General features: G+C 51.6%; 18 protein-coding genes. 12 read left to right on the forward strand and 6 right to left on the reverse strand.

Annotated elements, in window-relative coordinates:
- Positions 1–4: 4 nt before the first annotated feature.
- Entirely contained in the window at positions 5–583 is a 579-nt protein-coding gene (nfuA, locus tag AGRI_RS11800; RefSeq protein ID WP_008985164.1) for a Fe-S biogenesis protein NfuA, read from the reverse strand.
- Between the two features lie 126 nt (positions 584–709).
- Between nfuA and AGRI_RS11805 the strand changes: the two genes are divergently transcribed.
- Positions 710–3,256, forward strand: a complete 2,547-nt coding sequence (locus tag AGRI_RS11805; protein WP_008985165.1) for a M14 family metallopeptidase — start codon at positions 710–712, stop codon at positions 3,254–3,256.
- Here AGRI_RS11805 and AGRI_RS11810 read toward each other — a convergent pair.
- On the reverse strand, positions 3,241–3,960 hold the full coding sequence (locus tag AGRI_RS11810; protein ID WP_040291904.1) for a ComF family protein: 720 nt from the start codon (positions 3,958–3,960) through the stop codon (positions 3,241–3,243). The two genes, AGRI_RS11805 and AGRI_RS11810, sit on opposite strands and share 16 nt — an antisense overlap.
- Before the next feature lie 29 nt (positions 3,961–3,989).
- Between AGRI_RS11810 and bioH the strand changes: the two genes are divergently transcribed.
- The 3 genes from bioH to AGRI_RS11825 all read left to right on the forward strand — a co-directional run bounded on the left by bioH (position 3,990) and on the right by AGRI_RS11825 (position 6,023).
- On the forward strand, positions 3,990–4,745 hold the full coding sequence (gene bioH / locus AGRI_RS11815; RefSeq protein WP_008985167.1) for a pimeloyl-ACP methyl ester esterase BioH: 756 nt from the start codon (positions 3,990–3,992) through the stop codon (positions 4,743–4,745).
- Positions 4,746–4,827: 82 nt separating this feature from the next.
- The gene (locus AGRI_RS11820; protein ID WP_008985168.1) at positions 4,828–5,142 is read left to right on the forward strand and encodes a hypothetical protein; all 315 of its coding nucleotides are present in this window, start codon (positions 4,828–4,830) and stop codon (positions 5,140–5,142) included.
- Between the two features lie 5 nt (positions 5,143–5,147).
- Complete coding sequence (locus AGRI_RS11825) at positions 5,148–6,023, forward strand: putative metalloprotease CJM1_0395 family protein (protein WP_008985169.1); 876 nt, start codon at positions 5,148–5,150, stop codon at positions 6,021–6,023.
- Between the two features lie 44 nt (positions 6,024–6,067).
- Here AGRI_RS11825 and AGRI_RS11830 read toward each other — a convergent pair whose 3' ends face one another.
- Together AGRI_RS11830 and greB are read right to left on the reverse strand one after the other, a co-directional pair.
- Entirely contained in the window at positions 6,068–8,389 is a 2,322-nt protein-coding gene (locus tag AGRI_RS11830; protein WP_008985170.1) for a Tex family protein, read from the reverse strand.
- A 48-nt stretch (positions 8,390–8,437) separates the two neighbouring features.
- On the reverse strand, positions 8,438–8,941 hold the full coding sequence (gene greB, locus AGRI_RS11835; protein ID WP_008985171.1) for a transcription elongation factor GreB: 504 nt from the start codon (positions 8,939–8,941) through the stop codon (positions 8,438–8,440).
- A gap of 165 nt (positions 8,942–9,106) precedes the next feature.
- On the opposite strand from greB, the gene AGRI_RS11840 reads away from it, so the two are divergent.
- The 4 genes from AGRI_RS11840 (at position 9,107) to AGRI_RS11855 (ending at position 15,498) form a co-directional block, all read left to right on the forward strand.
- A complete protein-coding gene (locus AGRI_RS11840) occupies positions 9,107–9,322 on the forward strand; it encodes a hypothetical protein (protein ID WP_237713079.1) in 216 nt (71 codons plus the stop codon).
- 116 nt (positions 9,323–9,438) lie between these two features.
- Entirely contained in the window at positions 9,439–10,161 is a 723-nt protein-coding gene (ompR, locus tag AGRI_RS11845; RefSeq protein WP_008985173.1) for an osmolarity response regulator transcription factor OmpR, read from the forward strand.
- The gene (envZ, locus tag AGRI_RS11850; RefSeq protein ID WP_008985174.1) at positions 10,161–11,468 is read left to right on the forward strand and encodes a two-component system sensor histidine kinase EnvZ; all 1,308 of its coding nucleotides are present in this window, start codon (positions 10,161–10,163) and stop codon (positions 11,466–11,468) included. The genes ompR and envZ overlap by 1 nt, the downstream gene beginning before the upstream one ends.
- Positions 11,469–11,754: 286 nt before the next feature.
- Positions 11,755–15,498 carry a S8 family serine peptidase gene (locus AGRI_RS11855; RefSeq protein WP_008985175.1) on the forward strand — a complete coding sequence of 1,248 codons (3,744 nt, stop codon included), beginning with the start codon at positions 11,755–11,757 and terminating at the stop codon, positions 15,496–15,498.
- A 136-nt stretch (positions 15,499–15,634) separates the two neighbouring features.
- Here AGRI_RS11855 and hslO read toward each other — a convergent pair whose 3' ends face one another.
- Both hslO and hslR read right to left on the reverse strand, forming a co-directional pair.
- Positions 15,635–16,477 (reverse strand): Hsp33 family molecular chaperone HslO, encoded by an 843-nt coding sequence (hslO, locus tag AGRI_RS11860; protein ID WP_008985176.1) that lies wholly within the window; start codon positions 16,475–16,477, stop codon positions 15,635–15,637.
- Positions 16,478–16,487: 10 nt separating this feature from the next.
- Positions 16,488–16,901, reverse strand: a complete 414-nt coding sequence (hslR, locus tag AGRI_RS11865; RefSeq protein ID WP_008985177.1) for a ribosome-associated heat shock protein Hsp15 — start codon at positions 16,899–16,901, stop codon at positions 16,488–16,490.
- Between the two features lie 167 nt (positions 16,902–17,068).
- On the opposite strand from hslR, the gene gspC reads away from it, so the two are divergent.
- Genes gspC through gspF form a run of 4 tightly spaced genes read left to right on the forward strand, consistent with a single transcriptional unit; the run spans position 17,069 to position 22,887 of the window.
- Positions 17,069–18,022, forward strand: coding sequence for a type II secretion system protein GspC (gspC, locus tag AGRI_RS11870; RefSeq protein WP_008985178.1), 954 nt, complete (start codon positions 17,069–17,071; stop codon positions 18,020–18,022).
- A 28-nt stretch (positions 18,023–18,050) separates the two neighbouring features.
- Entirely contained in the window at positions 18,051–20,147 is a 2,097-nt protein-coding gene (gene gspD, locus AGRI_RS11875; protein ID WP_008985179.1) for a type II secretion system secretin GspD, read from the forward strand.
- Between the two features lie 11 nt (positions 20,148–20,158).
- Entirely contained in the window at positions 20,159–21,667 is a 1,509-nt protein-coding gene (gene gspE / locus AGRI_RS11880) for a type II secretion system ATPase GspE (RefSeq protein WP_008985180.1), read from the forward strand.
- Positions 21,667–22,887 carry a type II secretion system inner membrane protein GspF gene (gene gspF, locus AGRI_RS11885; RefSeq protein ID WP_008985181.1) on the forward strand — a complete coding sequence of 407 codons (1,221 nt, stop codon included), beginning with the start codon at positions 21,667–21,669 and terminating at the stop codon, positions 22,885–22,887. The genes gspE and gspF overlap by 1 nt, the downstream gene beginning before the upstream one ends.

A 22,887-nucleotide genomic window follows, 5' to 3' on the forward strand; every position in this document is an offset into this window, starting at 1 on the left:
GTTTTTAGTAGTAAGAGTGCTCACCACGCTGATGCTCGGTGATATCCTTCACGCCGGCCAGCTCGCCGCTGAAGCGGTTTAACAACTCTTTTTCGATCCCTTCTTTTAAGGTCAGATCAACTTGTGAACAGCCATTACAACCACCACCGAATTGCAGCACGGCAACGCCACTATCGGTAATTTCCATCACACTAACCCGGCCGCCATGATTAGCCAGCTGCGGGTTGATCTCACTGTCGATCACATACTGGACGCGCTCCATCAGCGGGGCATTGTCACTCACCTTGCGTACTTTGGCATTCGGCGCTTTTAATGTCAGCTGTGAACCCATCTGATCGGTCACAAAGTCGATTTCGGCGTCCAATAAAAACGGCTTGCTTTCTTCATCAACGATGGCATCAAAGCCAGTGAAGTTTAACCGGATGTCAGTATCCTCAACGGCATCTGCCGGGCAGTAAGAAACGCCACATTCCGCTTGTGCCGTGCCCGGATTGACCACGAATACCCGGATGTTAGTGCCTGCCGGTTGCTTCTCCAGCAGTTTGGCAAAGTGTGCCTGAGCCTGTTCTGAAATCGTAATCATCGTAGTACCTGACTAAATTACTAGGTTATGTTGCTATCATACTCCTCCTACCGCGGCGATGCCAGCCCTGCTTGAGTTTTGTAACAGTTTCTGGCTAACTTAGCCGCGGATCCGGGGAGAGTGTTAATGAGAAAATTGTTAGCTGTTGTCCTGCTTTGCAGCATTTGGCAAGCGCAGGCAAACTATTTTAATGAAACGGTCGCGACCAATGTACCCACGCCAGAGCAAGTGTTTGGCTTTGAGGTGGGAGAGTGGCATGCCCGCCATGATCAGATTCAGCGTTACTTCGAACAATTAGCCAGCCAGTCTGAACGCGCTCAGTTGGAAGTAATAGGGTACAGCCATGAACAGCGGCCTTTACTGCAATTGGTGGTGTCATCACCCGAAAATCTGGCCAGGCTGGACCAAATTCGCAGCCAGCACTTAGCCCAGGTTCGGGGCAGTGCTGCGGTCAGCGATAACAGTCCGGTGGTGATTTGGTTGGGTTATGGTGTGCATGGCAATGAACCCAGTGCAGCCAATGCAGCAGTGGTGCTGGCGCACTACCTGACCGCCAGCAATAACCCGGAAGTGCAGCAGTGGTTACAGCAGGCCGTTATTCTGATTCAGCCCAGTTTAAACCCGGACGGCCATGATCGTTTTGCGCTTTGGGCCAATATGCATCGTGGCAAAATGCCGGTTGCCGATCCGCAACACCGCGAACATATTGAGCCGTGGCCAAATGGCCGGCCAAACCATTATTGGTTTGATTTAAATCGCGACTGGCTGTTGTTGCAGCATCCGGAGAGTCAGGCCCGGATCGCCCAGTTCCATAAATGGCAGCCGAATATCGTCGGTGATTTCCATGAAATGGGCACCAACTCCAGCTATTTTTTCCAACCCGGGATCCCGAGCCGTAATTATCCGCTGACACCGGAGCGTAATTTCGAACTGACCCGAATTCTGGCGGGCTTCCATGCTGAAGCCTTTGATCAACGTGGCCAGTTGTACTACACCGAAGAAAGTTTTGATGATTTTTATGTCGGTAAGGGCTCAACTTACCCCGATATTACCGGCAGTGTCGGGATTCTGTTTGAACAGGCCAGCAGCCGCGGCCACGTGCAGGAATCGATCAATGGTTTGTTGACTTTTGCTGCAACGATAAAAAACCAGTTTGACGCATCCTTATCTACCATTCGCGGTGCGGTTGCGAATCGCCGGGCATTGCTCAGTTATCAGCAGGAGTTTTTTCAATCCGCCGCTCAGCAAGCAAGAGCGGAGCGCGCCAAAGGCTATATTCTGACTGAGAGCCAGGACCGCAGTCGTCTGGAGTCGCTGTTGCAGTTGCTGAATCAGCACCAGATTGCGGTCTATCCGCTAACCGCTGACTGGCAATATGAACAACGTACCTTCCGCGCCGGCCAGAGCTATTATGTGCCATTACAACAAACCCAGTACCGGTTGTTAAAAGCGGCATTTAGTACCGATAAAAACTTTAATGATAATACCTTTTACGATGTCTCGGCCTGGACCTTGCCCTATGCCTACAATATTGACTTTACTGAGATAAATCGTGAGCCTGCCCGGGCAGCCTCTGAGCAGCCCTGGCAACCACAACCGCGGGTGCGCAGCCAGAATCTGCAGGCCGGTGGTTATGCATATGTCATAAATTGGCAGGATCAGCTGGCACCGGTGATGTTGCAGGCGATGCTGGCTGACGGGCTGGTGGTGCGGGCAGCCCTGGGTGATTTTACCGGCACCACGCCACAAGGTAGTCGTGGCTTTAAAGCGGGTGCTATGGTGGTACCAGCCGGCTTGCAGCAGCATCCAGACTGGTTTTTCCGGTTACAAAAAGTACAGGAGCGTTTTAATCTGCCGGTGTATACCCTGACCACCGGCCTGACCAACCGTGGCAGTGATCTGGGTAGTAATAATTTTACCCCGGTGAAAATGCCACAGGTCTTGGTCGTCGCCGGGCCGGGGGTTAACTCTACAGAAGCTGGCGAACTCTGGTATAACCTGGAGCGTCTGGCTGGTATTTCGCCTACGTTGGCTGAGCCGGAGCGCTTGTCGCGATTAAACCTGAGTCGTTATACCCATATTGTTCTGCCGGACGGTGATTATCGTGGTTGGAAAGAGGCGGAAGTGACACAGCTGCGGCAGTGGGTGCAACAAGGTGGGGTGCTCTGGGGGCAAAAACGTGGCGCAGCCTGGCTGGTGGACGCTAAGCTATTACAGGCTGGGGTTTGGTCGACACAGGAGATGAACAGGCTGATCCCACAAAATGAGTTGCGCTACGCTGATAAAGAACAACTGGCCGGTCAGCAACGTATTGCCGGGGCGATTTTTAGTGCGGAATTGGATCTGAGTCATCCCTTGACGTTCGGTATTCCACGCCGCGAGTTACCGGTATTTAAAAACAGTAATCTGCTGCTGCAACCGAGTCAGGCGCCTTTTGTCAATGTCGCGACCTACAGTGCTCAACCACATTTAGCGGGTTACACCGCTGGCGAGTATCTTCCTCGCATTGCCCAGGGGGCGGCTTTAGTCGCACACAATCTGGGGCAGGGCCGGGTTATTGGCATGACGGATAATCCGGTATTTCGTGGTTATTTCAAAGGTTCCAGTCGTTTACTGATTAATGCGATGTATCTGAGTCATGGTTTTAGCGCCAGTAGTCAAACTGAGGAGTGATGTTCGGTAGGCGTTACAGCCAGAGTCCAGAGGCTGATCTGCTGCACGCCATGCCGTTTTAACAACCGACAGAGTTGATTTGCGGTACTGCCGGTCGTCACCACATCGTCAACCAGCGCCAGGTGTTTCGGCAAGGGAGCCGCAGTGGTAACACGAAATGCCTGCTGCAAGTTCAGCAGGCGTTGCTGCCGGGTTAAACCCAGTTGCGGCCGGGTGAAACGGCTGCGCTCTAAACAATGCAGTAGCGGGAGTTGCAGGGTGCGTGCCGCTGACTCGGCAAGTAAACGCGCTTGATTAAAACCACGCTGCCGCTCTCTGCTGGTGGCCATCGGTACATAGGTTATGGCATCAGGCAAAGGATGTTGTTGCTGATAACGCTGTAATAGCGCGCTGAATTCTTGTTGTAACAATAAACCGGCAAAGGGGTCCTGCTGGAATTTCCAGCGACTGATCCAGTATTGATATGGTTGCTGATACCAACTCAGGCTGAGCAGGTGCTGAAAGTCGGTTTGACCAAGCCCGGCACTGACGGCCGGTAGAAATAGCAAATTGAAGTGGCATAGCGCGTAAGGGAAATCCGGCAGTGCGGAACGGCATGCCTCACAGAGCATAAAATGATGTTGCCGGACAGGCAGACTACACCAAAGACATGGCGACGGTAAGAGTTGTTGCCAGGCCCGGCGGCACAGTTCTATAAGGTTCATTTTTCACCTTTCGTTTACATGAGATGAGTATGGCAGAGCAGCAACAGAACCCCAAACCGACACTAGTGTTATTGCATGGCTGGGGACTTAATCAGGGGGTTTGGTCGGATATCAAACAACAACTGGCTGCGGATTTCCGGATACTGACACCTGATCTGCCCGGATTCGGCCAGAATCAGCAATTTCCGGCAGATTACCAGTTGTCGGCAGTCGTTAGACAGTTGGCGGCGCAGATCCCCGAGCAAAGTTATGTTTTTGGCTGGTCGCTGGGTGGGTTAATCGCGATTGCACTGGCGGCTGCGTTTCCGCAACAAGTGCGGCAGTTGGCGCTGATTGCGGCTACACCGAAGTTTCTTGCTACGCCGGACTGGCCAGGGATGCGCGCTGAGGTTATGCAACAATTCTCCAGCGCGCTAATGGTGAATTTGCCACAAACAATCCAGCGATTTCTGGCGATTCAGGCAATGGGGTCTGAGCATGCGAGGCACGATATTCTAAAGTTGCGCGAGAGTATTGCGGCCTATCCGCCACCGCAAGCACAAGCTGTAGCTCTGGCTCTAACCTTGCTGGCGCAGACTGACCTGCGGCAGACATTCGCGGAACTAACGCTACCGATAGTTGGTTGTTATGGTCGCCTCGATTCATTGGTGCCTGTGTCGGTGGTGCAAATGCTGCAAGCATTACAACCGCAGGCCCGTTTTACTGTCTTACCGAAGGCATCGCATGCGCCTTTTATTTCACATCCGGCTGAATTTTGCAGCTGGTTACGCAGTGTTGTGCAATAAAACGGCGGGATTGCTTTTCTTTTGGGTGGAACTGGTCGATAATTAAGCACTCTAATAAGCAAATTCCTAAGAGGGCTTGGTTATGCAAATTCAATCTGCATTTGGCGCCGGCCTGCAAGGCTTACAACGGGCGTCCAATGGTATTAGCGAAGAAACGCTAAATATTAACCGGCAGACTACACTAAACCGCCAACAGCAACAGCAGCAAGTTGACGCCGCGCAGGATCAGCAGGCCCAAGTTGACGCGACAGCGCGGCCACAGCAAGCAGCACCGGCAACTGATGTGACTCAGTCATTGGTTCGTTTAGAACAGCAGGAACTGTCGGCACAGGCTAATGTTCGTAGTTTACGCACGGCAGACGAAATGCTCGGTAGTATCATCGATATTCGGGTGTAGCGTCGATGCAAATCACCTCCTACTATCCCAATGTCAGTATTAACACCGCGAACCCGGCAACGGAGCAGGCGCGGCGGGAAATGCTGCGCCGGGAACCGGTGGAGCCAATCAGAGAGTTGGAAAAGGGCGCGGCCGAGCGTCCGTTAAGCACAGATGATCGGCAGCGTAGCGCGCCGAACAATACCAACGTACCCTTGTACGATGCTAACGGTAAGGAAACCGAAACCCAACAAGCGGTTAGTGGTGAACAGGGAGAACGTGGCGAGCGGGAGGATAGCCCGGAGCGTCGTCAGCAATCCGAGCAGGAACAACAGCAGCAACAGGCTGAGCAGCGTGAGATCCGTGAGTTACAAGCCCGGGATCAGGAAGTGCGTACTCATGAACAGGCACACGCGACAGTGGGTGGCCGTTATGCCGGTGCGCCAAGTTATGAGTATCAACAAGGTCCGGATGGCAAACGCTATGCCGTTGGTGGCGAGGTGCAGATTGATGTAGCGCCGATACCCGGCGATCCAGCTGCAACCATTCAAAAAATGCAGCAGGTTAAAGCAGCAGCCCTGGCACCGGCAGAACCCTCAGCGGCAGATCGTAGTGTTGCCAGTACGGCGCAGCAGCGTTTAATAGCAGCACAAGCTGAGCTGATTGCCAGTAAGGCACCGCAAGCTCAGCAAAACGAAACGCGCCCAGTTGATAACGATAATAAGCAACAATTGCAGGACGCTGAGGCAGCGGGAACCGCAAGCCCAGACGCCGCTATTGTATTACCGCAACGTGAACGTCTGGAATTGCCGCCGCTGATGGCCAAACGCAGCCAGGTGATTGAGAATTTTTATCAGCTGGCAACTGAACCGGCACAGCGGCCATTACGGCTGCAGGTTTAATCCAGCCGCAGCAGCCATTCCGGTTTTTCCTGCGCAGACTTACCCTACTTTTTAAATTTCGCTAAGGCAGCCGCCAGGGCATTACCCATGGCCGCATTGCCTTGTTCCTGTTTTGGCGTCTGGCTGGCTTTATTGCTGCCCGAGCTGCGCTCTGGCCGACCCTTGCCAGCAGTCGAAACATTGCTGTCGCCGTTGCTGCGGGCCAGTTCATCCATCCGCATGGTCAGGGCGATACGTTTTCTGGCCTGATCGACTTCCAATACTTTCACTTTAACAATATCGCCGGCTTTGACCACCTGATGCGGATCGCTGACAAACTTATCGGCCAGCGAGGAGATATGGACCAGGCCATCCTGATGCACGCCGATATCAACAAAGGCACCAAAGTTGGTGACGTTAGTGACCACCCCTTCCAGCAACATACCGGGTTTGAGATCGGCCAGGGTTTCCACCCCGTCTTTAAAGTTCGCCATTTGAAATTCCGGCCGTGGATCGCGACCGGGCTTGTCCAGCTCTTTTAGAATGTCGGCGATAGTCAGTAAGCCAAAATGGTCATCGACAAATTGCCGGGCATCGATTTGTTTCAGGAAGCTGCTGTTGCCAATCAGCTGCTCGACACTTTTCTGATGCGCGGCAACAATTTTCTCGACCAGTGGGTAGGCTTCGGGGTGCACACACGAGGCATCCAGTGGGTTAGTGCCGTTATTAATGCGTAAAAAGCCGGCGGCCTGCTCATAGGCTTTCGGCCCCAGACGCGGTACCTTTAACAACTGGCTGCGACTGGTAAAGCGGCCATGTTGATCGCGATACTGCACAATATTTTGTGCCAGCGTTTTGTTCAGGCCGGCCACCCGGGCCAGTAATGCCGCTGAAGCGGTATTCAAATCGACACCGACGGCGTTTACGCAGTCTTCTACTACGGCATCCAGCGATTTGGTTAGTAAGCTCTGGTTCACATCATGCTGATACTGGCCAACGCCAATGGCTTTAGGTTCAATTTTTACCAGCTCGGCCAACGGGTCCTGTAAGCGGCGACCAATCGAGACGGCGCCCCGCAATGATACATCCAGCTGCGGAAATTCCAGCGCCGCCAACTCCGATGCCGAATACACCGAGGCGCCGGCTTCGGACACCATTACCTTGCTGATCCGCTGACCGGGCAGCGTCTTAATCACCTCAGCAGCCAGTTTATCGGTCTCCCGCGAGGCGGTACCATTACCCACGGCAATCAGCTCAATCTGGTAGGCCTTGCACAAGGCCGACAGGACCTGAACGGATTTATCCCATTGATTCTGGGGCGCATGCGGGTAGATGGTGGTGTGATTTAACAGCTTGCCGGTTTCATCAATGGCCGTGACCTTTACACCGGTACGCAGTCCCGGGTCCAGCGCCAGAGTCGGGCGCATGCCGGCTGGCGCGGCCATCAGCAAATCTTTCAGGTTACGGGCGAATACCCGGATCGCTTCGGCTTCTGCCCGTTCCCGCAGTTCGCTCAATAAATCATTTTCCAGATGCAGCTGTAGTTTTACCTTCCAGGTCCACTGTACAACGGTGCGCAGGAAGGCATCAGCAGGACGGTCCAACTGCCGGATCTGAAATTGCTCAGCGACCATTTGTTCACAGACGGCGTGTGGTTGTTCACTCAGTTCAGGCAGTAACTGCAGGTTAAGTATGCCTTCGTTGCGCCCCCGGAACATGGCCAGCGCCCGGTGCGAAGGCACCTGTTTCAGTGCTTCGCTGTGTTCGAAGTAGTCGCTGAACTTGGCACCTTCCTGCTCCTTACCAGCAACAACCCGGCTTTGCAGCACAGCATGCTGACTCAGATGGGCGCGCAAACGGGCCAGCAAGTCGGCGTCTTCAGCGAATTGCTCCATCAGAATATATTTGGCGCCCTCTAATACGGCTTTGACATCGGCATAACCGGCCTCAGCGTTCAGATAGGCGAGTGCTTCCTGTTCCGGTTGCCGTGTTGGCTCTGAGAGCAACAGCAGTGCCAGCGGCTGAATGCCGGCCTCAATAGCTAACTGGCCCTTGGTACGTCTTTTGGTTTTATAGGGTAAATACAAGTCTTCGAGTCGGGTTTTATTATCCGCGGCGCGAATTTGCTGTTCCAGTTCGGTAGTGAGTTTGCCCTGCTCGGCGATGGTATTTAAGATCACCTGGCGCCGCTCTTCCAGTTCTCGCAAATAGCTCAGGCGCTGATCCAGGGTACGCAGCTGGGTGTCGTCCAGGGCGCCGGTGACTTCCTTACGGTAACGGGCAATAAAAGGCACAGTGGCGCCTTCATCCAGTAAGGCAATGGCCGCGGCAACCTGCTCCGGGCGGGCGGCGATTTCAGTAGCAATTTGATTAATCAGCATAGACATAACACTAAATTCCTGTAACGGTTTGGCGCAGCGATTGAGTTTAAAGCCTTAACTAGGCTGGGTTGGCTGCGGATAGTCGATAGCCACAATGTACCAGTCTTTTGGGCCATTTGGGGTGGAAACCGTGGCCACATCATCGACCTGTTTTTTCAGTAAGGCGCGGGCCATAGGGGCGTCGATCGAGATATAGTCTTTGCGGCCGTAGATTTCATCCGGGCCGACAATGCGAAATTTCAGGCTATTGCCATCATCATCTTCCAATTCGACCCAGGCGCCAAAGAACACCCGGCCGGCTTGCTGTGGTGAGTAATCGACAATATTCAGCTCCTCCAGCCGTTTGCGTAAAAAGCGCAGCCGACTGTCAATTTGCCGAAGTAATCTCTTATTGTAGGTGTAGTCGGCATTCTCAGAGCGATCGCCAAGGCTGGCGGCCCAACTGACAATACGGGTGATCTCCGGCCTTTTTTTAAACCAGAGCTCATCATGCTCTGCTTTCAGTTGCTGGTAGCCTTCGCGGGTAATCAGCAGAGTTTTACTGTTACTGCGTTTCAATGGTGTTTAACATTCCTGCGCCTAAAGCTATGACTGATTATCAGCTATAGTCCGGCGCAGCGTAAAGCTTTTTAGCCAGTAACTGGATTTTGCTGTTTGAAATTCAAACAAGTTTCGTTGGCGTCTTGCCGGAACCTGGTTAAACTTTAATCGGGGTAGCTCAGCATGAGAGAAACTGTGATGAAAATGCGCAATAAAATTTTGGGTTTACTGTCACTACTCGTCGTGACCGGGTGTAGTACTACACCACACCAGACCACACGGGCACAGGTCGATGAGAACTATATTAATCAGGTTGAAGCGGCAGCGAAGAAAAATAGCTTAAGCCCACGGATTTACTGGGTGAACCCGCCATTAAAAAAGGAACCCGCTGAACAATAAGCCTAGGTCGCTTAACGCTGAAAAATTTTGTAACACTGTTTATACCGCCAGCGTGATGCATCGGCGGTTTTTTCGTTTATAGTGACCTGAATATCATCAGGAATAAGGATAGTGCTGTGGTCACTGAAACAACCAAAATTCTGGTCGTCGACGATGACTTGCGTCTACGTTCATTATTAGAGCGCTACCTGGTCGAACAAGGCTATCAGGTGCGCAGCGTTGCCAATTATGAGCAGATGCAGCGGTTGATGGAGCGGGAACATTTTCACTTGCTGGTGTTGGATTTAATGCTGCCCGGCGAGGACGGTTTATCGATTTGCCGAAAGTTGCGGCAACAGGACAATGAAATTCCGATTATTATGCTAACCGCCAAAGGTGACGAGGTAGATCGGATTATCGGATTGGAAATGGGAGCTGATGATTATCTGCCCAAGCCATTTAATCCGCGGGAGTTATTGGCCAGGATCCGTGCCGTACTGCGGCGTAAAACCAAGGAAGCCCCCGGCGCACCCAGTCAGGAAGAAAGCATTATTGAATTTGGTCCCTTTCGCTTCAATCTCGCAACCCGTGAAATGTTCCGGGGGCAACAGCAGCTGCCGTTAACCAGTGGTGAATATGCGGTACTAAAGGTCTTAGTCAGTCATCCAAGAGAACCCTTATCACGTGATAAACTGATGAATCAGGCGCGAGGTCGCGATTATTCAGCGATGGAACGCAGCATTGATGTTCAGGTATCACGCTTGAGAAGAATGTTGGAAGATGATGCTGCCAATCCACGGTATATTCAAACCGTTTGGGGATTGGGCTATGTGTTTGTGCCAGATGGTAATCTTGGCTGATGAGGCTGTTACCGCGTAGCGCTTTTGGGCAAACAGTTTTTTTAATCGGTATTATGTTACTGATTAATCAGGTTGTATCTTACCTTTCTGTGGCATTTTATGTCATCAAACCCAGCACACAGCAAATTAGTCATTTGATTGCCAAGCAAGTGGAGTTAGCCCTACCTGCTGAACTTGAACCACCCTTAGCCGCTGCCTTGTCGGCGCAACTGCAGCAGAGAACCGGAGTTAAGCTCTATGATGAAGCCGAAGCTCTGCAGCATGGCCTGGCTGAGGCAACCTACTATGGCTACTTCTCGCAGCAACTTTCCGATGCGCTGCAACGACAGGCTGAGGTCAGAATTTCACAGACTGACAATTTCGTGTTTTGGGTGAAACCGCAGCCAGAGTCAGAATTCTGGGTGCGTGTGCCACTGGCTGGGCTGGATGAAGCCAGTTTTCCGCTGTTAACCTTTTATTTGCTGATGATTGGTGCGCTGAGTGTGCTCGGCGGCTGGACATTGGCGCGGCATTTAAACCGACCGTTACAAAAACTACAGCAGGCAGCATTGCAGGTCGGTCATGGTGAGTTTCCCCCACCGTTACCGGAGCATGAAGGTGCGACTGAGATTTTAGCCGTAACCAAGGCCTTTAATTATATGTCGCAGGGAATTAAACAATTGGAAGAGGATCGGGCTCTGTTGATGGCTGGAGTATCGCATGACTTGCGGACACCGCTAACCCGTATCCGGTTGGCTTCTGAGATGATGAGTGAGCAGGATAGTTGGATCCGGGATGGCATTATCAATGATATTGAGGATATGAATGCCATTATTGACCAATTTATTGATTACCTGCGGCACCACAAACAAGAAGAACCGCAGTGGTTAAGTTTGAATGAGTTGGTAAGTGACGTAGTACAAGCTGAACAGGTGCAACAACGGCAGATTGCTACCCATTTTGCCCCGGATTTGCCGCTAATTGCTTTACGGCGCCTGGCGATAAAACGGGTGTTGAATAATTTGCTGGAAAATGCCCTACGCTACAGTGATGGTGACATTGAGATCCGTACCGGTTTTGATAAAGCCGGCAAACGTATTTATCTGGAAGTGCGGGACCACGGTCCTGGTATTCCTGAGCACCGGATGCAAGCGATGTTTACCCCCTTTGTTCAGGGCGATGAGGCGAGGGGCAGCGGTGGTTCTGGCCTCGGACTGGCAATTATCAAAAAAATTATCAGTACTCACCGTGGCGAGGTGAAATTGCACAATCACCCGCAAGGTGGTTTGGTTGTTACTGTAACTTTACCGCTTAAAACTGAACTTTAACCAAGCCGCAAGGATTCACTACTCATACACAAATGTAAAAATTAAATTACACCTGGTGTTGATTGGTGTCATTAAATTTTACAGTCACCTGATTTTTCTGTATCACCTTTAGCCAAAGCTGTGTTAAAAACAGGGAATGAGACGTTGTCTCAGTGGGGTTCAGGCTCTCACCCTGACTCTGGCTGTTCGATGCTGAAGCATCAGATTTAAAGCGGCCGTTCAAAAAAATAAGCCCTTGTCCCGGGTAAAACAATAAGAGTTTTGAAGGAGTAACACTTTGGTGAATATGAAAAAAACAATGCTAGCCTCCGCAGTGGGTCTGGCAATCTCCGGCGCTGCGCATGCCGGTATTGAACAAATCAGAGCCGCTCACGGCCAAAGCGTACACGAAATTTATGCCAATCAAGTCGCGGTTAGTCTGGATGAGCAAACTGAGCAACCCAGCGCCTGGTTAATTTTATTAAATGCCCCGGCATCCAGCGATGCCTTACAAGGCGAAGTATTTAATCAACAGCTGGCAGCACAGAATGTGGCAACCGCGGAAACCCTGCAACGGGAAGTGAGTTATCAGCTGCGTACTTTAGATGCCGATGCAGAGGTATTGTTACAGACTAAACATTTAGCTGCTGGTTTAGTTGTGACGGCATCACCCCAGGCGCTAGATGCCCTGCGGCAAAGCGCTGCTGTTAGCAAAATTCTACCGATCTATGACAGCAAGCCAATGGTCGCCGACAGCGCAGAATATATTCGCGCAGTACAAACGGTTGAATCAGGCAAAGCGACTGGTGAAGGTATTAAAGTTGCTATTCTGGACTCTGGTGTCGATTATACTCATGCTGCCTTAGGTGGTCCGGGCACTGCCGAGGCTTATGCAGCAGCCTTATCAGACCAAACCAGCACTCCGGCTTGGCCGATTGGTCAGGTGATCGGTGGTTACGATTTCTTACGCAACGACCCAAATCCTATTGATGATGTCCGTTTAGCAGGTGCTGGTCACGGTACTTCGGTAGCGCACTCGGTTGCCGGTATTGCCCCGAAAGTGGCGTTTTATGCCTATACCGTCTGTACTAACACTTGTCCTGGCGTGGCGCAATTACGCGCTTTAGAAGCGGCCATGGATCCAAATGGTGATGGTAATCTGGAAGACCGCGTTGATATTATAAATATGTCATTGGGTGGCCAGTTCGGCTCGACCCAAGCCATGTCTGGCACACAGTTCTTGATTCAACGTGCTGTTACACTGGGTACCAATATGGTGATCTCAGCCGGTAACGACGGTAATGTGCCGTTCCGTGTGGGTGGCCCTAGTACTACGCCGAATGCGCTGTCAGTTGGTGCCATGACGCATCCGGCAGCCGCTGTCGGTGTATTTGAAGAAGCAACCATTGACGGTGAAACTGCTGTAATGGTTGCCGCCGCGTTTAATCGTACTCTGAATTTAGAGTTTAGCTCAGCAACCACGCCGTTGGTGGTGGTTCCGGGTGAATATATCGCCTGTGAAGCCTTAGCAGAAGATGTTGACCTGACTGGTAAAGCGGTTTTAGTGTCGCGCGGTGTTTGCGCCTTTACCGAGAAAGTTAAAGTTGCTCAGCAACGTGGTGCGGCTTTTGTGATTATTGCTAACAGTAACCCGGGTGAAGCTCCAATCATTGCCGGCGGTGAGGACCCTGAGGTTACTATTCCGGCGGTAATGATTACCAAAGAAGTCGGTGATGCTATTAAAGCTAAGCTGGAGGCAGGTGATGTAGTCAGTTATAGCATTCGTTCCGTTGGCAAGTCTGGTGCCGGTGCTATTGCTAACTTTACCTCTCGCGGCCCGGCAATGGATGGCTTATTGAAGCCTGAAATTACTGCACCGGGTGTCGACATCGACGTTGCCCGCGTTGGTACTGGTACGGGCTCTGCTCTGGTTAATGGTACTTCGTTCTCGGGTCCGATAACAGCCGGTGCCGTGGCGCTGGTTCGCGGTGCCTTGCCAGACCGTAGCGCGCTGGAAGTTAAAGCAACCCTAATGAATACTGCCAATTTAACCGTGCATCGTGAGCCAATTGCTATTAATCCAAATGCCAAGCTGGCTTCAATCAGCCAAATCGGTGCTGGCTTAGTTGATGTGGAAAAAGCAGTGAACTCGCCGGTGGCGGCCTGGGTTAACGAGCCGCAGTTTGATACTGGCCAGGCAGCATTGTCTTTTGGTTTGCAATCGCTAAGCGAAGTGAGCAGTATGACCAAAACGGTTACACTGAAAAACTTTAGTAGTAGCAATAAAACTTATAATCTGCGTGTGCAGGACCGCTATTCGGATAAAACCGCCACAGGTGCGCTGAGCTGGAATTTCCCGGCTTCTGTTACGGTACCGGCAAATCAGACAGTACAATTTGATGTAACCCTGACCGTTGATCCAGCTAAGCTACCTGATTTTGTGCTGACAAATGGTGTCTACTGGGCACCTCTGAACGCAGCAACACAAATGGATGCGGTGGAGTTTGACGGTGCGCTGGTCTTTAACGATCCGAGCACCAGTGGCGATCACGATTTACATCTGGTCTATCATTTGATTCCAAAAGCTGTTGGCCAGCTACAACTATCTGGTGAGATGGTAAATGATCAGATTGCTACTAAGGTTAACAACGTAGGGGCAATTCCGGTTGCGCCGTTCGCTTCAACACTAGTTGCAACGTCTTCCGCCAATCCAGCCATTAACCCAATTCACGATATCCGGGCCGTGACCTTTGATATCGCTGAAGCAGACTTCTGTGCCTCGGGTTATGCACTGTATCCAACGATCCATCTGGCAGAAGGGGTGACGCATCTGCTACAGGGTAACTATGCGATTGATATCGATATCGATAATGACGGCGTATATAACCATACTATGAATACCTTGTTATTGACGCGGTTGGGTGCTGCCTATGCCGGCAGCCCGGGTGTAATGGTGTCGTTTAATACTGTGTATAACACCACCAGCGGTTTCTTTGGTGACGTGTTACATTTCTCTGGCAGTAAACAAGTCACACTGGAAGCTTGTTTTAACCATGTTGGTTTAACGGCTGCCGATCTTGGTCGTACGATCAGTGCACGTTTCCGGACCAATCCTGACTCGTTCTCTTTAAGTTACAACCCGGCACTGACTGCGGATCAGGTTACTGCAGCGGTGACTTTGTTACCGTCCCCGGCCGTAACACTTACCCGCTCTTTAGCGGATAACCAAGGTCCTGCTAACGAGGCGGAAGATGATAACAACGTGACGGAGTTGGCACCGGGTGAGTCTGCTTACCTGCAGCGTCCTGCCGGTGATAATCGCAGTTTCGTGCTGTTATCTGCACAGGCTGAAGCTGCTGCTGTGGCAAACTATGCTGCGCCATTGGCACAACCGGTCGTACATGCAGATGGCAATTTCAACGTGAATGAAAATACGGCTGCCGGTACGGTCATCGGTCAAATCGGTGCGACGGCGGATTTCCGTACGGCTATCACCGAGTTTGTGGTACTGGCAAGTTCTACGTCTGCCATTCGGGTTGAGACTGATGGCCGTATCGTGGTCGCCGACGGAGCAACGCTAAACTATGAAGCCGGCATGACTGGTGCCAGCTTTGAAGTGGCTGTTTTAGATAGCAGCGGTCAGGTGTCAGCTCCGGTAACTATTAATGTTGCAGTTAATAACGTGCCTGATGAAACGCCGGTACTGACGTCTACAGTTACCATGAGCAGTCTGGCTTCAGGTACTGCTGCTGGCACTGTCGTAGGTACGGTCTCGGTTCAGGTACGTGAAGCTGGGGCAACCTTGGTTGGTGTTACGTCCAGCAACCCACTGTTTGCGGTACAAAATGGCCAGATTATCCTGACACGTTCACCCTCTAAAGCCGATGCAGGTACGCAAAGCTTTACTTTGACAGCTCGCGACTCAGCAGGTTTACAGGCTACAGCGACTGGTCAGGTGACCTTTACGCACAAGTCAAGTGGCGGTAGTGCAGGTTGGTTAGGTCTGCTGCTATTACCATTGCTGTGGTTACGGCGCCGGACTAAAGCCTGATTAGGCTGACGCACAGCCCACTGTCAGCCCACTGTCGTGGGCTGTAGCAAAGCAAAAAACCACCGCTTCGACGGTGGTTTTTTTATAGCTCGTTTTTAGCTTTTCACACTTAAGTCAGAATAATTAAGTGTAGACTTTAAAGTTGGTCGTAAATCAGTTGTAAGTCATTCGCACTAAAGTGATATGACGCATTACAATATTCACAGGCCATGTCTAAGCCACCCAGAGCCAGTTGTTCAGCCACTACAGCCCGTCCCAGACTAAATAACGCCGATTCACATTTTTGCTTGGAGCAACCGCAGACAAAGCTAATGTTTTGCGCTGGAAACACTTCAACCGATTCCTGATGGAACAAGCGGTGCAGCACGACCTCGGGTTCCAGATCCAGCAACTCTGCCGCAGTGATGGTATCGCTTAGTACCACCAAATCCGCAAAATCCTGCCGGGCTTTTTCCTGCTCTACCGGCAACACCTGCAACATCAAGCCTGCAGCGCGGTTATGTTGTTGGATGTCAGTGAAAATGTATAAGCGGGTCGGTAGCTGTTCTGATTGCGCGAAATACGCTTCCAGCGTTGAGGTCAGACTATCACCGGTTAACGGAATAATCCCCTGGTAGCGCTCACCTTGATTTGGCGTAATGGTCACCACCAGATAGCCATTACCGACCAGCTCACGAAAACTTTCCCCCGTCAGCTCGGCTTGCAAGCGAACCACGCCCCGGAAAGCCTGAGCGTGAGTACCATTTACCGCAGCAAAGCGTACCGGACCATCGCCTTGTAATTGTACTGCTATTTCGCCTTCAAACTTCAGGGTAGCGGTAAGCAGACTGGTTGCAACCACTAACTCAGCGAGTAGTTGTTTCACCGGTAGCGGATATTGGTGATGTTCAAGCATTTGATTCAGGCTTTGCTGCACATAGGCCAGCTCGCCCCGGACATGCTTTTGCTGAAATAAAAAACGGATTAATGCATCTGACATGCTGAAGTTCTCACTGCTGTGATTTTAATAAAAGTAATTGTCGGCGTTCTTTTTTATCCGGTTTCGTTTCCGGATGGGGCGCATACAGGGAGTTGGTTTTCCGTAACTCGGCGCGTTTTTGTCGCTCGGCAAGGCTTTCGGCGGTTTCCTGATACAACTGTTGTGCCAGCGGTGCAGCAAGCCGTTTGTCGCTGAGCGCCAATACAACGACAATCTTTTCGTCTGACCCCTGTGCCAAACGGATCGTCGCGCCGGGTTCCACCACCTTACTCGGCTTGCATCGCTGGCCGTTATAATGCACCTTACCGCCTTCAATCATGTCTTTGGCCAGGCCTCGTGTTTTGTAGAAGCGGCAGGCCCATAGCCATTTATCGAGGCGAATACCTACTGTCGAGCCCTGTGCAGGGGTTGCTAAAACTGTCATAGTTTTCCTGTAATATGCCCAGACCCTGCATTATAGTGCAAAAGTACGTTTTGGCTTACAGTTCCCGGGCTTTTTATCGTTAGTTTGTTGTAAAAGGCTTGAGCAAAGCTTGTTGTACTTAGCGTTCCTAAGTAAGATGCTTTTAAGCTTGGATAAAGATTATAACTATGAGCGTTACCTTATCGCCAAAATTGGCAGCATTCTGGATCTCATTACAACAGCTGCCGGTATTGGCGTTAATTAGACCTTTGCAATGGTTGCTGGTGATACTAGCAGCATTTATGTTAGCGCGTCTGAGCTGGCAGGTGTTGCCGTTGCCGGCGCAGCAAGCATTGCCGGCTATTACGTCAGTCAGTCTGACGACGAACAGAACGGCAGGCGTTCAGCTTAACGACCTGCTACAACATGCATTATTCGGTACGCTACAGGCAGAGCCGGTTGCCAGTACCAGTACTGTCGCCATTACCGAAGCGCCGAAAACCCAATTAAATGTTAAGTTGACCGGGCTGGTGGCTGTACCTAACCGGCCGGATGCCGGCAGCGCTATTATCGAGCATCGCGGTGCCGAAGCGACCTATGCAGTCGGCGATACGCTGGACGGTACCCGTGCTAAATTGCATCAGGTATTAGAGGATCGCGTACTGCTAGAGCAAAATGGCCGTTTTGAAACCCTGATGCTGGACGGTGTTGAATTTACCCGTATTGCCCAGGCGAATGCCGGTTTGGGTCAGAGCGATAACCCGGGTGATGTGGTTGCCGCGGAAGAACCTATCGTGCTGGCTGAACCTATCGCCAGTGGGGTCATTAATCCTGACGTGCAGGCCAGACGGGATGAAATTCTGGCTGAACCAATGAAATTTTTCGACTATGTCAGAGTCTCACCGGTACAGCGTGATGGCCAGTTGGTGGGTTATCGGCTGATGCCTGGTAAAGATGCAGCTGTCTTTGCCCAGATGGGATTGCAGCAAAATGATCTTGCCATCGAGATCAATGGTATACCCCTGAATGATATGCAGCAGGCGATGCGGGTAATTAATGATCTGCGTGAAGCCACCGAAGCGACATTAAAGATTGAACGCGATGGCGAAATCAGAGATATTCTGTTTAGTCTGTCACAGTAATATAACGATAAGAATTGGTTAATCTCTCATGAAATCAGCTTTTCTCTCTGTTGCGAAGCCGCGTACTCTGGCCAGCCTGTTGCTGGCAGCACTACTTAGCTTCAGCGTGCTGGCAGACAACGAAGTCCGCTACTCTCCGAATTTCAAAGGCACCGATATTAATGAATTTATTAATATCGTCGGTATGAACCTGAAAAAAACCATTATCGTTGATCCTCAGGTGCGCGGCCGGATTAATGTCCGTAGCTACGATATGCTGACCGAAGAGCAGTATTACCAGTTTTTCCTTAACGTATTACAGGTGTACGGCTTTGCAATTGTCGAGATGGACAGTGGTATTTTAAAAGTGGTGCGTGATAAAGACGCCAAAACGTCAAATATTCCGGTGGTCGGCGATGACGCACCGGGTTACGGTGATGAGATGGTGACCCGGGTCGTTCCGGTGCGCAATGTCTCGGTACGTGAACTCGCGCCGTTATTACGTCAGTTTGTTAACCAGGGTGGTGGCGGCCATGTAGTGAACTACGACCCGTCCAACGTCATTATGATGACCGGTCCGGCCGCCCTGGTAAACCGCTTGGTAGATATTATCCAGCGCGTAGACAAAGCCGGCGACCAGGAACTGGAAATTTTAAAACTTAACTTTGCGTCTGCGGCAGAAATTGTTCGTATCCTGGAAAGCATCTACCGTGGTCAGAGTCGGGGCGAGCAACCTGATTTTCTGGTGCCGCGGATTGTCGCCGACGAACGCACCAATAGCGTGATCGTCAGCGGTGAAGCCCAGGCGCGGCAGCGGGTCATCGAATTAGCCCGTCGTCTGGATGCCGAATTGCAAACCAATGGTAATACCCGGGTAATGTACCTCAAATACGCCAAGGCAGAAGATTTGGTGCCGGTATTAAAAGGGGTCAGTGACTCTATCGCTGCCGAAGCTCAGGGTGCACAGCAGGCCGGCGGTCAGCAAGCACCACGGCGTAATGCTGGCCGGGCGATTAGTATCGAAGCGCATCCGGACAGTAACTCCTTAGTGATTACTGCCCAGCCGGATATGATGCGTTCGCTGGAAGAAGTGGTGCGCCAGTTAGATATCCGCCGCGCTCAGGTTCTGGTCGAGGCGATTATCGTTGAAGTCTTTGATGGCAATGGTACAGACTTTGGTGTGCAGTGGCTGAATGAAAATGGTGGCGGTACCAACTTTACCGGCGGTAATACCATTCCTATTCTAAACGTTGCCGCTGGGGCAGCTGCCGCGTCGCAGGTTACCCGCGGCACCGAGACCATAGTAGCTAACCCGAGTGGCGGACAAACCACAACGGTCACACCTGACTCTAACCGGGATTATTCTAAACTGGCAGACGCGCTACAGGGGCTTAATGGTGCGCTGTTAGGGTTTTACAACGGTAATTGGGCCGCGATTTTGCAAGCGGTTCGCACCAGTACCAACTCAAACGTACTGGCAACACCCCATATCACCACTATGGATAACCAGGAAGCGATTTTCCTGGTCGGTCAGGAAGTGCCAATCATTACCGGCTCGTCATTGGGCTCAGACAATACCAACCCATTCCAGCAGGTACAGCGGCAGGAAGTAGGTATCAAGTTAAAAGTCACACCGCAAATTAACGAAGGCGATGCGGTACAACTGGTGATCGAGCAGGAAGTCTCCAGCATTGGCGGTGCCACCGCAGTTGATATCACGATCAATAAGCGTGAAATTAAAACCACAGTGATGGCGGATGATGGTGCGACCATCGTACTGGGTGGCCTGATTGACGAGGACGTTCAGGAAAGTGAATCTAAGGTGCCATTGCTGGGTGATATTCCGGTATTGGGCCATCTGTTTAAATCTACCAGCGTCAGCAAACGTAAGCGTAATCTGATGGTCTTTATTAAAGCCAGTATCGTGCGTGACGGCAGTGCAATCAGTGGTATTAGTAAACAAAAGTATAACTATATCCGGGCAGAACAGCTGAAACGTGACGAAGAAGGCATTCGGTTGATGCCAAACACGCCGCAGGCAGTATTGCCGGAGTGGGACGATACACTGAAGTTGCCGCCAAGTTTTGAAGAGTTTATGCAACAGCAAGAGCCGCAAGTGCAGCCGCAGGGGCAGCAGCAACCATGATCGACAGTGCAATGAGCGAGAGTGCAGAGCAACCGATTCAGCCGGTGAGCCCGCGGATTCGCCTGCCTTTTGGCTTCGCCAAACGTTTTGGTGTGTTGTTACAGCAGCAGGCTACAGGCTGGATGCTGTACACTCAGCCGGCAACCTCAGCACAAGCACTGCTGGAAGTTCGGCGTTTACTTGCCGAGCCGTTTCAGGTACAGCGGTTAGATGCCCAGGCATTTGAGGCGCTGTTAGAGGCTTCTTATCAGCGTGATTCCAGCGAAGCGCAGCAGTTGATGGAAGATATCGGCAACGAAGTCGACTTAGTGTCGCTGGCGGAGGATATCCAGGAAACCGAAGATTTGCTGGAAAACGAGGATGATGCGCCGATTATTAAGCTGATCAATGCCATGCTCGGTGAAGCCATCAAGCTTGGGGCCTCGGATATTCATGTCGAAACCTTTGAAAAGGCATTAGTCGTCCGCTTCCGGGTCGATGGTCTGCTGCGGGAAGTGCTGCGGCCGAATCGTCGCTTATCCAGCTTACTGGTATCGCGGATTAAGGTCATGGCGAAGCTGGATATCGCCGAGAAGCGGGTGCCGCAAGACGGCCGGATCAGCCTGCGGATAGCGGGTCGCGCTGTCGATGTGCGGGTCTCAACTATGCCATCCAGCCATGGTGAGCGGGTAGTGCTGCGCTTACTGGATAAAAACAATTCACATCTGAATTTGGCCGATCTGGGTATGACCAGTGGCGTCCAGCAGCAATTCTCGCAACTGATTTTAAAGCCACATGGCATTATTCTGGTCACTGGCCCTACCGGTTCCGGTAAAAGTACCACTTTGTATGCCGGCCTGACCGAGATTAACACTAAAGATCGCAATATTCTGACGGTCGAAGATCCGATTGAATATGAATTAGAAGGCATTGGCCAGACGCAGGTCAATACCAAGGTCAATATGACCTTTGCCCGTGGCCTGCGGGCTATTTTGCGACAGGATCCGGACGTGGTTATGGTTGGTGAAATCCGTGATCTGGAAACCGCGCAAATTGCGGTGCAGGCCAGTTTAACCGGCCACCTGGTGTTATCGACCTTACACACCAACACCGCTGCCGGCGCAATAACCCGCTTGGAAGATATGGGCGTCGAAGCCTTTCTGTTGTCGTCGAGTTTGCTCGGTGTATTGGCGCAACGTTTAGTCAGAACTCTGTGTCCGCACTGCAAAGCCGCCCATGAACCCGATAAGGAAGAGCGACACCTGTTGGGGATCACTAAGAAAGAGGGTGGCCTGATTTATCGTGCGGTGGGCTGTGAGCAGTGTAATTATACTGGCTATCGTGGCCGGACAGGTATTCACGAGCTGATCGTGGTAGACGAACAAATGCGCGAAATGATCCACAACGGTAAGGGTGAGCAGGCGATAGAAAAATACGCCCGTGCGCAGTGTCCCAGTATCAGAGCGGATGGTTTTAGTAAGGTGCTGGCGGGTTTTACCACGCTGGAGGAAGTATTACGGGTCACCCGTGAGGATCTGTAATGGCAGCCTTTGAATTTCAGGCTCTGGATAGTCAGGGGAAAAAAAACAAAGGCGTGTTAGAGGCAGATAATGCCCGGCATGCCCGGCAAATCCTGCGCGAACGTAAGCTAACACCGCTCGCCGTAGAGCTGGCGTCACAACAAGAAAAGCGCCTGGCCACTCAGTCGGTGTGGTTACGCCGGCGAATTTCTGCGGCTGAGCTGGCGCTCATTACCCGGCAATTAGCTACGCTCGTTGAGGCGGCCCTGCCGATCGAAAGTGCGATTTTGGCCGTGGCCGAGCAATGCGAAAAGCCGCGGCTGAAAAATATGCTGATGGCTGTTCGTTCTAAGGTCGTGGAAGGCTACAGTCTGGCTGAAGGTTTGGCAGAGTTTCCCCACGTGTTTGATCATTTATTCCGCTCAATGGTTGCCGCAGGTGAGAAAGCCGGGCATCTGGAGCAAGTACTGAACCGCCTGGCCGATTACACCGAGCAGCGGCAATATATGCGCAGCCAGATCCTGCAAGCTATGCTGTATCCGTTAATCCTTACCGGTTTTGCAATATTGGTGATCAGCATTCTACTGGCTGCTGTTGTGCCTAAGATTGTCGTGCAGTTTGAGCATATGGGCGAGTCGTTACCCGGCTCAACACTATTCTTAATCGCCGCCAGCGATTTTTTACGCCAATATGGTGTCTTAGTACTGATTGCTCTGTTGTTGGCGCTGGTGTTTTGGCAACGGGCGTTGCAAAAACCCGCATTGCGCTTGCACTGGGACCAGCTGATATTGCGCAGCGGTCTGTTTGGCAAGGTCGCAAGAGGCTTAAATACCGCCCGCTTTGCCCGCACCTTAAGTATTCTGAATGCCAGCGCAGTGCCGCTATTGGAAGCGATGCGGATCAGTTCAGACGTGTTGAGTAATAGTTATATGCGGCAGGCTCTGGCAGAGGCAACAGCCAGGGTGCGGGAGGGGGCTTCTTTAAAAAGTGCACTGGAGCAAAGTCGACTGTTTCCACCAATGATGCTGCATATGATTGCCAGCGGTGAAAAAAGTGGCCAGCTCGATGCAATGTTAGAGCGGGCCGCCAATGCCCAGGACACAGAATTTGAAACACTGGTTAAGGTATCGTTGAAAGTGTTTGAACCAGTATTAGTCGCAGTGATGGCCGGGATGGTGTTATTTATCGTCTTAGCGATTCTGCAGCCGATTTTAGCGTTAAACAATATGGTAGGTGGTTAA

It is taken from the genome of Alishewanella agri BL06 (assembly GCF_000272005.1).
Classification (GTDB): domain Bacteria; phylum Pseudomonadota; class Gammaproteobacteria; order Enterobacterales; family Alteromonadaceae; genus Alishewanella; species Alishewanella agri.

Coding starts and splice junctions, on each gene's coding strand:
- hslR (WP_008985177.1), bottom strand. CDS start 16,901: ATGACAGTTTTAGCAACCCCTGCACAGGGCTCGACAGTAGGTATTCGC.
- gspD (WP_008985179.1), top strand. CDS start 18,051: ATGAAATCAGCTTTTCTCTCTGTTGCGAAGCCGCGTACTCTGGCCAGC.
- AGRI_RS11820 (WP_008985168.1), top strand. CDS start 4,828: ATGCAAATTCAATCTGCATTTGGCGCCGGCCTGCAAGGCTTACAACGG.
- AGRI_RS11825 (WP_008985169.1), top strand. CDS start 5,148: ATGCAAATCACCTCCTACTATCCCAATGTCAGTATTAACACCGCGAAC.
- AGRI_RS11805 (WP_008985165.1), top strand. CDS start 710: ATGAGAAAATTGTTAGCTGTTGTCCTGCTTTGCAGCATTTGGCAAGCG.
- gspE (WP_008985180.1), top strand. CDS start 20,159: ATGAGCGAGAGTGCAGAGCAACCGATTCAGCCGGTGAGCCCGCGGATT.
- nfuA (WP_008985164.1), bottom strand. CDS start 583: ATGATTACGATTTCAGAACAGGCTCAGGCACACTTTGCCAAACTGCTG.
- bioH (WP_008985167.1), top strand. CDS start 3,990: ATGGCAGAGCAGCAACAGAACCCCAAACCGACACTAGTGTTATTGCAT.
- AGRI_RS11855 (WP_008985175.1), top strand. CDS start 11,755: ATGAAAAAAACAATGCTAGCCTCCGCAGTGGGTCTGGCAATCTCCGGC.
- gspF (WP_008985181.1), top strand. CDS start 21,667: ATGGCAGCCTTTGAATTTCAGGCTCTGGATAGTCAGGGGAAAAAAAAC.
- AGRI_RS11840 (WP_237713079.1), top strand. CDS start 9,107: ATGAGAGAAACTGTGATGAAAATGCGCAATAAAATTTTGGGTTTACTG.
- hslO (WP_008985176.1), bottom strand. CDS start 16,477: ATGTCAGATGCATTAATCCGTTTTTTATTTCAGCAAAAGCATGTCCGG.
- AGRI_RS11810 (WP_040291904.1), bottom strand. CDS start 3,960: ATGAACCTTATAGAACTGTGCCGCCGGGCCTGGCAACAACTCTTACCG.
- gspC (WP_008985178.1), top strand. CDS start 17,069: ATGAGCGTTACCTTATCGCCAAAATTGGCAGCATTCTGGATCTCATTA.
- AGRI_RS11830 (WP_008985170.1), bottom strand. CDS start 8,389: ATGTCTATGCTGATTAATCAAATTGCTACTGAAATCGCCGCCCGCCCG.
- envZ (WP_008985174.1), top strand. CDS start 10,161: ATGAGGCTGTTACCGCGTAGCGCTTTTGGGCAAACAGTTTTTTTAATC.